11 protein-coding genes and 2 riboswitches are annotated in these 14,049 nt (G+C 63.3%); of the genes, 4 read left to right on the top strand and 7 right to left on the bottom strand.

Annotated elements, in window-relative coordinates; all coding sequences use genetic code 11:
• Positions 1–15: 15 nt before the first annotated feature.
• The 4 genes from N5D61_RS01820 to cobW all read right to left on the bottom strand — a co-directional run bounded on the left by N5D61_RS01820 (position 16) and on the right by cobW (position 6,656).
• Entirely contained in the window at positions 16–648 is a 633-nt protein-coding gene (locus tag N5D61_RS01820; RefSeq protein ID WP_279890354.1) for a VWA domain-containing protein, read from the bottom strand.
• A gap of 26 nt (positions 649–674) precedes the next feature.
• Positions 675–1,694, bottom strand: coding sequence for an ATP-binding protein (locus N5D61_RS01815; protein ID WP_279890353.1), 1,020 nt, complete (start codon positions 1,692–1,694; stop codon positions 675–677).
• Positions 1,695–1,808: 114 nt separating this feature from the next.
• Positions 1,809–5,588 carry a cobaltochelatase subunit CobN gene (gene cobN / locus N5D61_RS01810; protein ID WP_279890351.1) on the bottom strand — a complete coding sequence of 1,260 codons (3,780 nt, stop codon included), beginning with the start codon at positions 5,586–5,588 and terminating at the stop codon, positions 1,809–1,811.
• A gap of 3 nt (positions 5,589–5,591) precedes the next feature.
• A complete protein-coding gene (gene cobW / locus N5D61_RS01805) occupies positions 5,592–6,656 on the bottom strand; it encodes a cobalamin biosynthesis protein CobW (protein WP_108236521.1) in 1,065 nt (354 codons plus the stop codon).
• 123 nt (positions 6,657–6,779) lie between these two features.
• A riboswitch (cobalamin riboswitch) is annotated at positions 6,780–7,000 on the bottom strand.
• Between the two features lie 125 nt (positions 7,001–7,125).
• Positions 7,126–7,341: riboswitch (cobalamin riboswitch) on the top strand.
• A gap of 94 nt (positions 7,342–7,435) precedes the next feature.
• Here cobW and N5D61_RS01800 point away from each other — a divergent pair.
• From N5D61_RS01800 to cobM, 4 genes are all read left to right on the top strand, one after another.
• Entirely contained in the window at positions 7,436–7,621 is a 186-nt protein-coding gene (locus N5D61_RS01800; RefSeq protein WP_108236520.1) for a CbtB domain-containing protein, read from the top strand.
• 11 nt (positions 7,622–7,632) lie between these two features.
• The gene (locus N5D61_RS01795; RefSeq protein ID WP_279890349.1) at positions 7,633–8,352 is read left to right on the top strand and encodes a CbtA family protein; all 720 of its coding nucleotides are present in this window, start codon (positions 7,633–7,635) and stop codon (positions 8,350–8,352) included.
• Positions 8,349–8,795, top strand: a complete 447-nt coding sequence (locus N5D61_RS01790) for a cobalamin biosynthesis protein (RefSeq protein ID WP_279890347.1) — start codon at positions 8,349–8,351, stop codon at positions 8,793–8,795. Before N5D61_RS01795 ends, N5D61_RS01790 begins: the two co-directional genes overlap by 4 nt.
• A gap of 66 nt (positions 8,796–8,861) precedes the next feature.
• On the top strand, positions 8,862–9,608 hold the full coding sequence (gene cobM / locus N5D61_RS01785; protein WP_279890345.1) for a precorrin-4 C(11)-methyltransferase: 747 nt from the start codon (positions 8,862–8,864) through the stop codon (positions 9,606–9,608).
• Positions 9,609–9,685: 77 nt separating this feature from the next.
• Here cobM and nfuA read toward each other — a convergent pair whose 3' ends face one another.
• The 3 genes from nfuA to N5D61_RS01770 form a co-directional block, all read right to left on the bottom strand.
• Positions 9,686–10,279, bottom strand: coding sequence for a Fe-S biogenesis protein NfuA (gene nfuA / locus N5D61_RS01780; protein ID WP_108236516.1), 594 nt, complete (start codon positions 10,277–10,279; stop codon positions 9,686–9,688).
• Between the two features lie 97 nt (positions 10,280–10,376).
• The gene (locus tag N5D61_RS01775; RefSeq protein WP_108236515.1) at positions 10,377–11,399 is read right to left on the bottom strand and encodes an acyltransferase; all 1,023 of its coding nucleotides are present in this window, start codon (positions 11,397–11,399) and stop codon (positions 10,377–10,379) included.
• Positions 11,400–11,595: 196 nt separating this feature from the next.
• Entirely contained in the window at positions 11,596–13,911 is a 2,316-nt protein-coding gene (locus tag N5D61_RS01770) for a fatty acid cis/trans isomerase (RefSeq protein ID WP_279890344.1), read from the bottom strand.
• Positions 13,912–14,049: the final 138 nt, after the last annotated feature.

Here is a 14,049-nt window from a genome sequence, read left to right as displayed (position 1 = left end):
GACGAACGGAATCGCTCACTGCGGATCGTCGATGTGCCGGTAGTCCGCCTCGAGCGCACGGGCGATCTGCGCGGCCCTGCCCAGACGGATCGGACCGCGTTCGATGTCGATCACCACGCTCGGGCTGTTCATTGGCTGCAGCGACGGCAGATCCTTGACGCGGCCATCGGTGAGGATCAGCACCCGCTGCGACTCGCCAGGATTGCGTTTACTGCGCTCGCTCAGCCAATCACGGGCTTGTGCCAGGGCATCGAACAGCGGCGTTCCGCCGCCCGCCCCCAATGCATCCAGCCAGGGCTGCATCGAAGCACCGGCCTTCATTCCGTGGCGCTGCCAGCGCGCCGCTCCTCCGCTGGCGGTGAGCAGCGCCAACCTGACACGCTGTCGATAGGCGTCTTCGAACAGCTGCGCCAGCAGCCCTTTGGCGTCGCTGAGTGCCTGATGGCGCCGAGTCGATGCCGAGGCATCGACGATAACCAGCCACAGGGCCTGCTCGCGCCGGGTGCGTGGCAACCGAATCAGATCGACACGCCGTTGCGGGCGACCGCGCAATAACGTCGGCAGCCATGCCACCGCGCCTTCGACACCCGAACGCCGAGCACCGCTCCTCCCGCCGCTGAGCCTGCCCGGTCGAGGATTGGCACCCACCCCCGCACGTTGCCGAGGGCGGATGCCTAAGGCTTTTTTGGCCAGACAGGCACTTCGCGGCGTTGGCCCGTGCTCACCGGTTGTGCAGGCATTTCACCCCACTGTCCGCTCGCCGAGTCCGGTTCGGCGCCTTGCGCCAACGACAGCGCGGGCGCAGGGGGCGCTGCAGGTGGTGTTGCCGGTTCAGGGGCCGAAAGGGTGCGCCGCCGATGCCGCAAGGCAAAATCGGCCACGGCGTCGATGTCTTCCAGCGCGATGGCCGATGATCCGCGCCACGCCGCGTGAGCGCGCGCGGCCCGCAGCCAGACCAGGTCGGCACGCACACCATCGACGCCTGCGGCAAAGCAACGCTCGGTAATGACCGCCAGGCTGCCATCGTCCAGTTCAATGCCAGACAGCAGACGGCGTGCGGTTTCGCAACGGGCCTGCAACTCACGCTGCTCATCTGCCCAGTGCAGGCAGAAGGCGTGAGGGTCTGCATCGAAATCCAGGCGGCGGCGAATGATCTGACTACGCTGCGCCGGGGCGGTCTGGCCGCTCATGGCGACGTTCAGGCCGAAGCGATCCAGCAATTGCGGCCGCAGCTCGCCCTCTTCCGGATTCATGGTGCCGATCAACACGAAACGCGCCGTGTGACGATGGGAAATGCCGTCACGCTCCACCTGATTGACCCCACTGGCCGCCACGTCCAGCAACAAATCGACCAAGTGGTCGGGCAGCAGATTGACCTCGTCGACGTACAGAACGCCACCGTCGGCCTTGGCCAGAACACCGGGCGAAAACTGCGCTCGGCTTTCGCCCAGCGCCGCGTCCAGATCGAGCGTTCCGACAAGCCGCTCTTCGGTGGCCCCGAGCGGCAAGGTCACGAACTGTCCGCTGGCCAGCAGGTCCGCCACCCCCCGCGCCAAGGTCGACTTCGCCATGCCGCGTGGTCCTTCGATCAGCACGCCGCCGATTTTCGGGTCAATGGCGGTCAGACACAGCGCGAGTTTCAGCGCTTCGGCGCCCACGACAGCGGCGAGAGGAAAATGCGGCACATCAATCATGGTGGCGGTCTCTGGAGATCCGGGCAGTCAAGGCTGAGAGGCGGACTGGCGCACGGGCGTGGCATGACCCTGCCCTCCGGACCGCATCGCAGTTCATAAAAGTGCAGAGGGTCATCAGGTCTCCTCGATGTCCAAGAGCAGGTTTTCCAGCGCTTCGCGATACGCTCCCGGCGCCTGCCATAAACCCCGCTGCTGGGCTTCCAGCATGCGTTCGGTCATGTCTCGCAGGGCATGGGGATTGTGCTGCTGGATGAATTCACGGGTCGAGGCGTCCAGCAGATAGGCATCCGCCAGCAGCGCGTATTGATGATCCTCGATCAACTCCGTGGTGGCGTCGAACCCGAACAGGAAATCCACGGTGGCCGCCATCTCGAACGCGCCTTTGTAGCCGTGACGCTTGACCCCCTCGATCCACTTCGGATTGGCCGCGCGGGAACGCACCACGCGGTTGAGCTCTTCCTTCAGCGTACGGATTTTCGGCAAGTCGGGTTGGCTATGATCGCCATGGTAGCTGGCAACGCTTGCGCCGCTGAGGCGCTCCACCGCCGCCAGCATGCCGCCCTGAAACTGGTAATAGTCATTGGAATCCAGCAGGTCATGCTCACGATTGTCCTGATTCTGGAGGACGGCCTGCACCTGGCTCAGGCGGTTGGCAAAATCCTGGCGGGCAGGCGTGCCTTCGTCTGTAGCTCCATACGCGTAGCCTCCCCAGTTGAGGTACACCTGCGCCAAGTCATCGCGGCTCTGCCACAGACGTCCGTCGATGGCGTTCTGCAACCCAGCGCCGTAGGCGCCCGGCTTCGCACCGAAGATGCGCCAGCCCGCCTGCTTTGCCGCCTGCTCCGCACTCAGACCTTCCTGCTCGTATTGCGCGCGCTCCTGGCGCACACGGGCCGCCAGCGGATTCATGTCGTCAGGCTCGTCCAGCGCAGCGACGGCCTGCACCGCCGCATCGAACAGCCGGATCAGGTTGGCGAAGGCATCGCGGAAGAATCCCGACACGCGCAACGTCACATCGACCCTGGGCCGGTCCAGCAGGCTCAACGGGAGGATCTCGAAATCATCGACCCGCTGGCTGCCCGTTGCCCAGACCGGACGCACCCCCATCAGCGCCATGGCCTGGGCGATGTCGTCGCCACCGGTGCGCATGGTTGCGGTGCCCCATACCGACAGCCCCAGTTGACGCAGGTAGTCACCATGGTCCTGAAGATGTCGCTCCAGCAAGAGGTTGGCCGACTGGAAGCCGATGCGCCACGCCGTCATGGTCGGCAGGTTGCGCACGTCCACCGAGAAGAAGTTGCGCCCGGTCGGCAGAACGTCCAGCCGCCCTCGACTGGGGGCGCCACTGGGACCGGCTGGCACGAAGCGCCCGCTCAGCGCGTCAAGCAATCCCTTGAGCTCTGCAGCACCGCAGCCGTCAAGACGCGGCGCCACCGTCTGAGAAACAGCGTTAATAACCATCTCTAACTCATTGTTTTCGAAGCAGTTGACCGCAGATGGATCTGCCAGCGCCTGTGCGATCATTTGCCACGCGTATAGCTCGAGCCGCTCGCGGGTATCACCTACGGTTCGCCAAGGCTCGGCGCTGACTTCATGTAAAACCTGAGGTTTCGGACCTTGCCAGGCATCGCCCAGGGTGCAGTCCAGAGGATCGAATTCCAGTGCGAGCGCCTGGCTCAGCACCCGCAGCAGACTGGCATTGGCCCCGCGCCCATCGCCCCGGGGTACACGCAGCATCGCCAGCAGCGTGTCGACCCGCAAACGGCCGCTGGGCGACTCACCGAACACATGCAGCCCGTCGCGGATCTGCGACTCCTTGAGGTCGCACAAATAGGTGTCGAGCCGCGGCAACCAAATCGCCGCATCGGCTTCACCGTTCAGGTGCTCGTCCAGTGCCAGCTCTCGGTCCAAATGGGTTTCGCGCACCAGCTTGAGGATGTCCCGTTGCAGCTCGCGAGCCCGACGCGGGTCGAGGAGCTGCGCCTCGTAATATTCGTCCGCCAGCAATTCCAGGTGGCGCAGCGGCCCATAGGTTTCCGCCCGCGTGAGCGGCGGCATGAGGTGGTCGATAATCACCGCCTGTGTGCGTCGCTTGGCCTGTGCACCTTCACCCGGGTCATTGACGATGAAGGGGTAAATATGGGGCATGGGGCCGAGGATCGCGTCCGGCCAGCACTGCTCGGACAGGCCGACGCCCTTGCCGGGCAGCCACTCCAGGTTGCCGTGCTTGCCGACATGGACCACCGCGTGGGCGCCGTATGCCTGGCGCAACCAGAAATAGAACGCCAGATAGCCATGGGGCGGCACCAGGTCCGGATCGTGGTAGACGGCGCTGTGGTCGACGTCATAGCCGCGCGCCGGCTGGATGCCCACGAAGATCAAGCCGAACCGCAACCCGGCCACCATCATGCGGCCGTTGCGGCACATCGGATCGTCCTGCGGCGCTCCCCAGCGCTCGACCACCGCTCGCTGGTTGGCCTCGGGCAAGGCCTGGAACGCCGCCAGGTAGTCGTCCATCGCCAGGCTTTGATGACACGGCCGTTGATCACGACCGTCCGGGTCGTTGGTGACGCCGCCGAGCAGGTCGTGAATCAGCGCAGTGCCGGTCTGCGGCAGGCCTTCCACGGGGTAACCCTGCTGTTGCAATGCCTTGAGAATGTTCAGCGCGGCCGCAGGCGTATCCAGCCCAACACCGTTACCGATGCGCCCGTCCCGGGTCGGGTAGTTGGCCAGGATCAGCGCGACCCGCTTGTCGGCGTTGGCAGTGCGCGCCAGGGTGACCCAGCGCCGCGCCAATTCGGCGACGAAATCCATCCGCTCGGGCTGGGCGCGGTAGCAGACCACGTCAGCCTGGCTGCGCTCGCTGCGCCAGGCCAGGTCCTTGAAGCTGATCGGTCGGCTGATGATCCGACCATCCAGTTCGGGCAATGCGATGTGCATCGCCAGGTCCCTCGGCCCCAGCCCTTGGTCACTGGCGCGCCACCCCGGTTCGTTGTCCTGTGCGCAGATGGCCTGGATCACCGGGACATTACGACGGAACGGTCGTAAATGCGGCGCTTCGGGTGTCGACTGGGCGAACCCGGTGGTGTTGAGGATGATCTCGCAACCCGCTTCGTCGAGCCAGTCCTGCACCGCGTCTAGGCAGGCGGGCTCTTTCAGGCTGGCGACCGCGATAGGCAGCGGATTGAGCCCCTGTGCCACCAGGCGCTCGCAGAAGATGTCGATGAAGGCGGTATTGGCCGCTTGCAAGTGGGAGCGATAGAACAGCACGGCAGCCACTGGCTGATCGGTGCGCCACTCAGCCTGCCAATCAATCAACGCAGCGCGAGCCACTCGAGGGTGGTAAATAGCGACGCGGGGCAACACCTGCGGGGCTTCCCAGGGGTAATCCCTACCCAGCCAGCGATCGGCCAGGCAATTGAACAACTGCAGCGCGTTGTGTTTGCCCCCCTGACGCAGGTAGTGCCACAGGCGCTCGCGATCCTCCGACGGCTCAGTGCTGAGCTCACTGAGTTCGGGGTCCGGGCGGTCATCTCCCGGCACCATGATCAGTTTGACGCCCTCGCCCTTTCTGGCACCCGCAGCCAGCTCCACCAGCCGCTCGACCCCATAGCGCCAGTAGCCGATCCCGCCATGCAGCGACAGCAGAATCACTTTGGCGTGGCGCAGCACCTGGTCGACATACAGGTCCACCGAGGCGTGGTTCTGCACCTGCATCGGATTGGCCAGCCGCAGCGTGGGGTAATCTTCCGGCAGTTGCTGTGCGGTCTCTGCCAGCAGGGCCAAATGGGAATCACCGCTGCACAGGATCACCAGCTCGGCAGGCGTCTGGCCGAGGTCGGCGATGCTGTCGTCGGGCACGAACCCGCCGGGCTGGGTGCGCAGCAGGTGCATGCCTTACCCCTGAATGGCTTGGCGCAATTGAGCTTCGAGCACGGCGGCGTCCAGGTCCTGGCCGATCAGCACCAGGCGGCTTTCGCGGGCCTCGTCGGCTTTCCATGGCCGGTCGAAGTGCTTGTCGAAGCGCGTGCCGACACCTTGCACCAGCAGGCGCATGGGCTTGCCGGGAATGGCCACGAAGCCTTTTACCCGCAGAATGCCGTGCTGCACGACCGCTTGCGTCAGGGCGTCGAGCAACAGCGCTTCATCGGCTTGCGGCAGCGCAATGGAAATCGAGTCGAAGGCATCGTGATCGTGATCGTCGTGGTCCTCGCCGTCGTGGTGATCGTGGTGCGTCTTGCGCCCGTCGATGTGCAATTCTGACTCGGCACCCAGCCCCAACAGCACAGTGAGCGGCAGCTGCCCTTTGCTGGCCTCGACGATTTTCACCGCCGCAGGCAGCTCTTCGGCGACTTCCGCCCGCACCGCAGCGAGCGCGGCGGCGTCCAATTGATCGGCCTTGTTCAGAATCACCAGATCCGCGCTGGCCAATTGATCGGCGAACAGCTCGTGCAGGGGCGATTCGTGGTCCAGATTGGGATCGAGCTTGCGCTGGGCGTCCACTTGCTCCGGGAAGGCGGCGAACGTGCCGGCGACCACCGCCGGGCTGTCGACGACCGTGATCACCGCATCGACGGTGCAGGCGTTGCGGATCTCCGGCCACTGGAAGGCTTGGACCAACGGCTTTGGCAGCGCCAGACCGGAAGTTTCAATGAGGATGTGGTCCAGATCGCCGCGACGGGCGACCAACTCCTGCATCACCGGGAAAAATTCTTCCTGAACGGTGCAGCAGAGGCAGCCGTTCGCCAGTTCGTACACCCGCCCGGTGGCCTCTTCCTCGGTACAGCCAATGGTGCATTGCTTGAGGATGTCGCCGTCGATACCCAGTTCGCCGAATTCGTTGACGATGACCGCGATGCGACGCCCCTCGGCGTGGTCGAGCATATGGCGTAACAGGGTGGTTTTACCCGAGCCGAGGAAGCCGGTGACGATGGTGACGGGGAGTTTGGCCAGTGTTTTCATGATTGCCCTCGGGCACAGCGGCGGGCAGACAGGACGAGTACTGCGGGCCGCTGTCGCTGTGGACAGGCGCGCCGCTCGATTCGCCACCGGATCACCCCGCCCGGTTGTAATGAGAATGCGTGGACGTTTCGTCCGCTTCGAGGCAGGTCTCCTGGCTCACGGCGGCGCAGCACTGGCTGAGCCAGTGGCGGCGCATTCATCGCGCCTTCCCGCTCGCGCAGTGGCTGTGCAATGAACATGACCGTTTACAGTTGCGGGGGCAGCTGTGGCATTGACCACATTCCCTTCTTAGCGCCGGTGCCCAGGCAAGGCCGGGCCGGCGAACCTCGACTGCGCAAGGCTACGCAGTGGGCGGGCCGAGGTCAATGTGCATCCGGCAGAGGCTGGCAGGGTCACTGCGAGCCCACCTCACTCGAAGTGTCCGTTGGCGACGACGCGGCCAATTGACGGTTGCGCGCCGCCATGCTCTCCTACACACCTTGTTACGGGTGCCCTTCACAGGGTGAAACGGGAAACCGGTGCGTGCAGAGGGCGACTCTGCGCAAGTCCGGTGCTGCCCCCGCAACGGTAAGCGAGCGAAGGATCAGATCCACTGTGTCGGTCAGCGATATGGGAAGGCGATTCTTGAAGGCATCTTCGGTGCCCCTCGCAAGCCCGGAGACCGGCCCGACATTGACACCTGACAAACCCGCGGTGGGCGGGCGCTGTTGAGTTCGCGACTGACGACCGTCCGTGGCTCGCTTGCGCCTTCCCTACGCCAACACCACGAGGGAACCGCCATGTCGATCAGCACCGCCAGCCATACCGCCTCTTCTACCAGCACCTTGACCCAACGCCTGACCGCCGCCATCAGCGCCATGGTGCTTGGCGCCTGCCTGGTCTACTTCGCCGGTTTCTCTCACATCGCGGCCGTCCACAATGCCGCCCACGATACCCGTCACAGCTCCGCCTTCCCTTGCCATTGAGGTTCGCTCCCATGTTCAAGCGTATCGCTCAAACGGCCGGCTTCACCGGGCTGCTCGCGGCCCTGATCCTGACGTTGCTGCAAAGTTTCTGGGTCGCGCCGTTGATCCTCAAGGCAGAAACCTACGAAAAGGCTCCGGCCGCCGAAATGCATGAGCACGCGGAAGGCGCCATGAGCGGCCATGTGCACGATGAGCAAGCCTGGGAGCCGGAGGACGGTTGGCAGCGTGTCCTGTCCACCACCGGTGGCAACTTGGTCGTCGCGGTCGGGTTCTCGCTCATGCTGGCGGCGCTGTACACCTTGCGCGAGCCCGCTGGCGTTCGTCAGGGCGCGCTGTGGGGGTTGGCCGGTTACGCGGTGTTTGTCCTGGCGCCCACGCTGGGCTTGCCGCCCGAGTTGCCCGGTACGGCAGCGGCTGACCTGACCCAACGACAGATCTGGTGGATCGGTACGGCGGCATCCACGGCCGTCGGACTGGCATTGATCGTGTTTGCCCGCAGCGGATTGTTGAAAGCGCTCGGCGCCGCGATTCTGGTGGTGCCGCACGTGATCGGCGCACCGCAGCCGCAGGTGCATGCCGCGCTGGCGCCCGAGGCACTGGAGGCCGAATTCAAAGTGGCTTCGCTGTTGACCAACGCGTTGTTCTGGGTGGCGATGGGCCTGATCAGCGCGTGGTTGTTCCGCCGCCAGGACGCCCGTCAGACCCAAGCCGGTTTAGACCCTGCAATATGAGCGCACGCCCTCCTCGACCGGTCCGCGTGATCGGCCTTGGCTGCCAGCGCGGTTGCCCGGCGGAGGTGTTGATGGGGTTGGTCGAAGTCACGCTGCTCGAACATCGGATGGCCCTGAACGAGATCACCGCCCTCGCCTCCATCGACACCAAGTCCACGGAGGCCGGGTTGCTTGAGCTCGCCGAACACCTTTCACTGCCGTTGCATTTTTTCGATGCGGGGCAATTGGTGGCTTTCGAATCCCGCCTCAGCCACCGCTCGCAGGTCTCCTTCAACCACACTGGCTGCTACGGGGTGGCCGAAAGTTCGGCCCTGGCGCTGGCCACCCACCTGAGTCACCAACCCGCCGAGTTGGTGATCGAACGCCGCCACAGCACGCGTGCGACCCTGGCAATGGCCATTAGCCGAGCCCAGGTTTCGCCTTCCTCTTCACTACACGCTTAGCCCGACGTCTTCGCGAAACATGAGGTTCAAAGGGGTCGGCCCCTGCTTCAGCCCTTCGGAGTTTCAATGACTGTTTTTTTCATCGGTGCAGGCCCTGGCGATCCTGACCTGATCACCGTCAAAGGCCAGCGTCTGATCCGCACCTGCCCGGTGATCATCTACGCCGGCTCGCTGGTCCCACCCGCCCTCTTGGAGGGGCATCGAGCGAGCCAGGTGATCAACAGCGCGGCGCTTCACCTCGATCAGATCATCGCCTTGATGAAATCCGCTCATGCACAAGGCCAGGATGTGGCACGGGTCCATTCGGGCGACCCTAGCCTCTACGGCGCGATCGGTGAACAGATCCGTTGCCTGCGCACGCTGAACATTCCATTCGAAATCATCCCGGGGGTCACTGCCACGGCAGCGTGTGCGGCCTTGCTCGGGACCGAACTGACGCTGCCGGACATTTCCCAAAGCGTCATTCTGACCCGATACGCCAACAACACCGCCATGCCCGAAGGCGAATCGCTGCACGAGTTGGCTCGGCACCGGGCGACCATGGCCATTCACCTGGGGGTCAAGCACTTGGCGAACATTGTCGCGGAATTGACCCCGCATTACGGCGCCGACTGCCCGATTGCCGTGATTCATCGGGCCAGTTGGCCTGATCAGGACTGGGCGCAGGGAACGCTGGCAGACATCGAAGAAAAGGTGCGAGCCAAGGGCTTCCGCCGCACCGCGCTGATTCTGGTAGGCCGGGTGCTGGGCAATGAAGTGTTCGGGGAGTCATCGCTGTATCGCGCCGGCCATGCGCATCTGTTCAGGCCTTGATGCCAGCCATGAGCGCCACCTGACGCAAATGAAAATGCCCCGACGAGTCGGGGCATTTTGCGCAATTGAGCCGCCGATCAGTAGTAGGCGTTCTCTTTCTGCGTATGGTCGGTCACATCGCGCACGCCGGACAGCTCAGGAATGCGCTCCAGCAGGGTGCGCTCGATGCCTTCCTTGAGTGTCACATCGGCTTGGCCGCACCCTTGGCAACCACCTCCGAATTGCAGCACCGCAATGTTGCGCTCGTCTTCCTCGATCACGTCGATCAGCGTCACCTGACCGCCATGGCTGGCCAGGCCGGGATTGATCTCGGTCTGCAGGTAATAATTGATGCGCTCGTTGATGGGGCTGTCGGCGTTGACCATGGGCACTTTGGCGTTCGGCGCCTTGATGGTCAGTTGACCGCCCATGCGGTCGGTGGCGTAATCCACCACCGCGTCTTCCAGGAACGCTTCGCTGAACGAGTCGATCCAGGCGGTGAAGCTTTTCAGGCCGACGGCCTTGTCTTCCGGTTTCTCTTCGCCGGGCTTGCAGTAAGCGATACAGGTTTCAGCGTATTGGGTGCCAGGCTGGGTAATAAACACGCGGATGCCGATGCCAGGGGTGTTCTGCTTTTGCAGCAGATCGGCCAGGTAATCGTGGGCGGCATCTGTAATCGTAATAGCGGTCATGAAATTTCCTCGCAGACGTGGGGCGGAGTTTACGCCATTCCACGGCAACTGACAAAGTCCCAGTAATTCGCTCAGGTAATAGTCCCAATCACCATTCTCAACGCGCTGCGGTACCCTGCTCGACCGTTCTCCTGCGGTCCAGCCAGCCCTTGAGGCGACGGTACAGACCTTTCTCGATCCATTCGTAACTCAGCCACGCCCCCAGGGCGATGATCGGCACACACACGGCAAACGCTGCGTAGGGGTTCAGGCCATAGCGCTCGGTTGCCAGCCAGCCCCCGTACAGCACCAGTACGTGCAACAGATACACCGAATAGGAGCAATCACCCATGGCTTTGAGCAGTCGGCTGCCGCGCAGGTAAGGCTCCAGCGACAGGCACGCCACCACGATGACCGCACTGGGCAGCCCCCAGTTGATGATGCGAAGGTCTGGCGGCAATTGCTTGATGGTCAGCAACGCCGCGCCGATGGCCAGCAGCGGCAACCACAAGCGCTCGGCGATCCAGCCACGGCGGTACAAGATACCCACGCCGATCCCCAGCAGGAATTCGTAAACAATGTCGTTCCCGTAAAACCGGCTGACCAGCCCCGAGCGCCCCAACACGTCGGTCACCGCCACCAGGGCCGCGGCGATGATCAACGGGCGCAAGCGTTGCTGGAACAGGAACACCATGGAAAACAGCACGTAGAACAGCATTTCGTAGTTCAGTGTCCAGCCGACGTTCAGCGTGGGGTACAAGCCATAGCCGCCAGGGTTTTCCGAAGGAATGAACAGCAGCGACAGGACAAAGCTCTGCCAATCGACCACCTGGTGAGGTAACAACGGATGGGCCATGACCACCAGCAGCCCCATGGCCAGTGTGTAGAGCCAGTAGGCCGGGACGATGCGAATGATGCGATGGAGCATGAAACGGCGAGCGGGAATGTCCTTGTCGACGGTGGAGAGGTAGATCACCAACCCGCTAATGACGAAAAAGATATCGACGCCCACGGCGCCTTTCTCGGTGAAGAAACGGCCAATCGGGCCGCTGGGATGGAAGTCGAAAAAAATCTGCATGAAGTGGTGACATACAACGACCCACGCGGCGAGTGCCCGCAGGGCTTGAACCGAAATCAACATCTGCAACCTCTTGCTCACACCAGTTTGACCCGCGATCTCAGCCTTCGAAAAGGCCCAGGTCTCGCGGGGGCGACTCAGGGGTCGGAGTCGATGTCGGGCAAAAGGTTCGCAGGCACTGACGGGCTGCATAATGGCTGCGAGCCATGATTTATCAGGATTTTTCGGTCAATCGCCCGCCGTGCGCCCGCTTCGGGTGTCAGAGATTCTCGTACCGATTCATGTCCAGCACGCCCGCCTCCTGAGGTTCGGTTTCCTGGATGTACCGGTCCAAATCGTGGAAATAGGTCCAGAACAGCGGGTGGCTGCGCCGCACGCCCCAGCGCTCGACGATTTTCTCGAACGCATCCTTGTGGCCGCGAGCCTGTTCCATCGCATCGACGAATGCAGGGACTTCATTGGCCGGAATGTTGAACATGAAATTCGGGTAGCTGGTGAGGACACCTGGGTAGATGGTCAGGTTGTCCAGCCCCGGCTCGTAGCGGTAGGCCTCGCCAAGGAGGAATGCGACGTTGGTGTGCGCACGGTTGCGCAGCATGCTGTAGACGATGCGCTTACCCGTGCCGTCCTGGATGCGTAACATCGTGGCTTCAGGCAATTGATCGATGACCCTGAGCCCTGCAGCCGGCCTTGCCACCAAGCGGCTGAGTGCCTGCTCCACGTCACTGAACACCGGCCCGATACCGGGACGTGAGCAGTACGCGCCGGAACAACGATTGATCGGGTCAGGTGCGACGTTGAGCGTGCCCGCGCGTTCGATCAACTTGCGTTCGAAATCACGCTGAGGGGCCTTTTCATCCAGCTTCATGCCGGTGGGCGTGTCGTCGTCGATGGCCTGGTAGTCCAGCCACATTTTCAGCTTTCCGCTGTTCTGGTACCAACTGCCGAGAATGTCGTCGCGCGCGTCGGCAGGCATCAGGCGCAGGAAGTTGACCTCGGCGCCATTGCGAATCAGGTCGAAATACAGCCGCGTCTGAACCTGATGGGAGACGTTGCCGTAGACGTCGAAATTCACCACCAGTTGGTAATACGTGCGCTCCAGCAATGGGTAGTCGAACAGCCAGACGGTGGTCGGCAGGTCGCCGATCAGGCCTTTGTTGACGGTCGCACTGTCGAAGTGCCGGAAGATGGTAAGCAACGCGTTGTCGTTGCCGGCCCACAGCGTGGCCCAACCCGGCGGCGGCATGTGCGCGTAGGCGTCCCGGCGCAGGTCCTCATAGGCATTGCGCTTGTTGCGATAGTCGAGCCACAGGCTCAGCACGCTGCCCACGTCATCGTTCTGGCCCGGCATCGCCAGCAACGGCGTGGCCTCGGCACGGTAGGCGGCGTCGGTGACGTACCGATCGTGGGCCGGCTCCTGGAACAAGGCCCAGAAATGGTCGCGGATCACATCCGTTGCGATCTCGCCCCGACAGACCGGCCCTCGAATGAAGGTGCGCACGAAGTATTCGGCGTTATCCAGCATGAACTGATAACGCGCCACGGCCGGAATTTCCTTGAAGGTATCGAACGGATTGGCGCGGCGCTGAGGGCCATACCCCGGCAACTCGGTGGCATGCCAATCGCCGCTGTAGAACAGCTGCTTGACCCGCGCCAGCTTCTCCGGCCCCATCGGGTAGGTGATGTGGGTCTTGTGCACGATCACGCCTTGCACCGGCATCAGGCGGTAATAGAACGTCGTGCCCGGATCGTCGTCGGGACGGCGGGTGGCGATCAGGTCCACGGGCTGACCGCTGGGGGTACGCGAGCGGACCCACTGGAAGAAGTGCCCGGGCTCGCCGCCGGTGAAGTAGATGTGCGCCAGGAACAGGTGCTCGTAGAGCCAGCGCGCGACCAGCGCTTGCGTGGAACCCGGGCGGTTGAACAGCTGCTCCCATTCGGTGATCTGCGCCGCCTCGCCTGCACTTGGCTGCAAAGGCGCCTGCTCCACCGGCGCCCCGGCCGCCAGCCAGCTTTGCAAGGTGTCGTACTGCGCGTCCGTCAGCCCGGTCACCGCCAACGGCATGCCTTGCCGCGGATGAGAGGCGGCGTAACCGTCGAACTCCTGAGGCAGCGGGCACATGTTCTCCCGGTTGAGTCCAAGCTGGATGTCATCGGGCAGTTTGGCATTGGGCACCAACGGCGTGCGGTGCCCGAACTCCAGCATGCGCGCCATCAACGCCGCCTGATTGCTCTGGCCGTCGAGCACCGAGTAAAAGCCTTTCTTGCGCCAGGCCTCCGGGCCCTCGGCATCATAGAAAATCCGCGTTGGCGCAATGGCCTGGCTGCGCTCCCCTTGGTACACCGGCACCTTGGACGCGCCGCGCAGCACGCCTTCGCCGCTGCCCAGGTTCAACTGGCAGGCCGCGTCGTTGCATGCATGGCAGGCTACGCATTTCTCGGTGAAGATCGGTTGGATATCACGACTGTAGGAAATTGCCGGGTGAGACGCCGGGGTCGATCCGGAGGGTGACTGCGCGAACGCTGCACCGCAGGAAAATACCGCCAAGACAATGGCAAACACGCGATGCAACATGGAACGAACGTCCTGAGAAGAAAAAACCGGAACGATTCTACCTGTGGCGAGCCGCCATCAACATGAACAGAATTCATCTAAATCGCGTCACGGTTTAAAAGCGTGCAGGTTTGCTATTATTTCGCACCTTTCATCGTC

Source organism: Pseudomonas sp. GD03842 (assembly GCF_029841165.1).
In the GTDB taxonomy this organism is placed as follows: domain Bacteria; phylum Pseudomonadota; class Gammaproteobacteria; order Pseudomonadales; family Pseudomonadaceae; genus Aquipseudomonas.
This window is presented reverse-complemented; position numbering and strand designations above follow the sequence as displayed.

What these genes read in the sequence shown, in the direction of transcription:
- N5D61_RS01815 (WP_279890353.1), bottom strand. Translation starts at nt 1,694, where the DNA reads ATGATTGATGTGCCGCATTTTCCTCTCGCCGCTGTCGTGGGCGCCGAA.
- cobN (WP_279890351.1), bottom strand. Translation starts at nt 5,588, where the DNA reads ATGCACCTGCTGCGCACCCAGCCCGGCGGGTTCGTGCCCGACGACAGC.
- cobW (WP_108236521.1), bottom strand. Translation starts at nt 6,656, where the DNA reads ATGAAAACACTGGCCAAACTCCCCGTCACCATCGTCACCGGCTTCCTC.
- N5D61_RS01800 (WP_108236520.1), top strand. Translation starts at nt 7,436, where the DNA reads ATGTCGATCAGCACCGCCAGCCATACCGCCTCTTCTACCAGCACCTTG.
- N5D61_RS01795 (WP_279890349.1), top strand. Translation starts at nt 7,633, where the DNA reads ATGTTCAAGCGTATCGCTCAAACGGCCGGCTTCACCGGGCTGCTCGCG.
- N5D61_RS01790 (WP_279890347.1), top strand. Translation starts at nt 8,349, where the DNA reads ATGAGCGCACGCCCTCCTCGACCGGTCCGCGTGATCGGCCTTGGCTGC.
- cobM (WP_279890345.1), top strand. Translation starts at nt 8,862, where the DNA reads ATGACTGTTTTTTTCATCGGTGCAGGCCCTGGCGATCCTGACCTGATC.
- nfuA (WP_108236516.1), bottom strand. Translation starts at nt 10,279, where the DNA reads ATGACCGCTATTACGATTACAGATGCCGCCCACGATTACCTGGCCGAT.
- N5D61_RS01775 (WP_108236515.1), bottom strand. Translation starts at nt 11,399, where the DNA reads ATGTTGATTTCGGTTCAAGCCCTGCGGGCACTCGCCGCGTGGGTCGTT.
- N5D61_RS01770 (WP_279890344.1), bottom strand. Translation starts at nt 13,911, where the DNA reads ATGTTGCATCGCGTGTTTGCCATTGTCTTGGCGGTATTTTCCTGCGGT.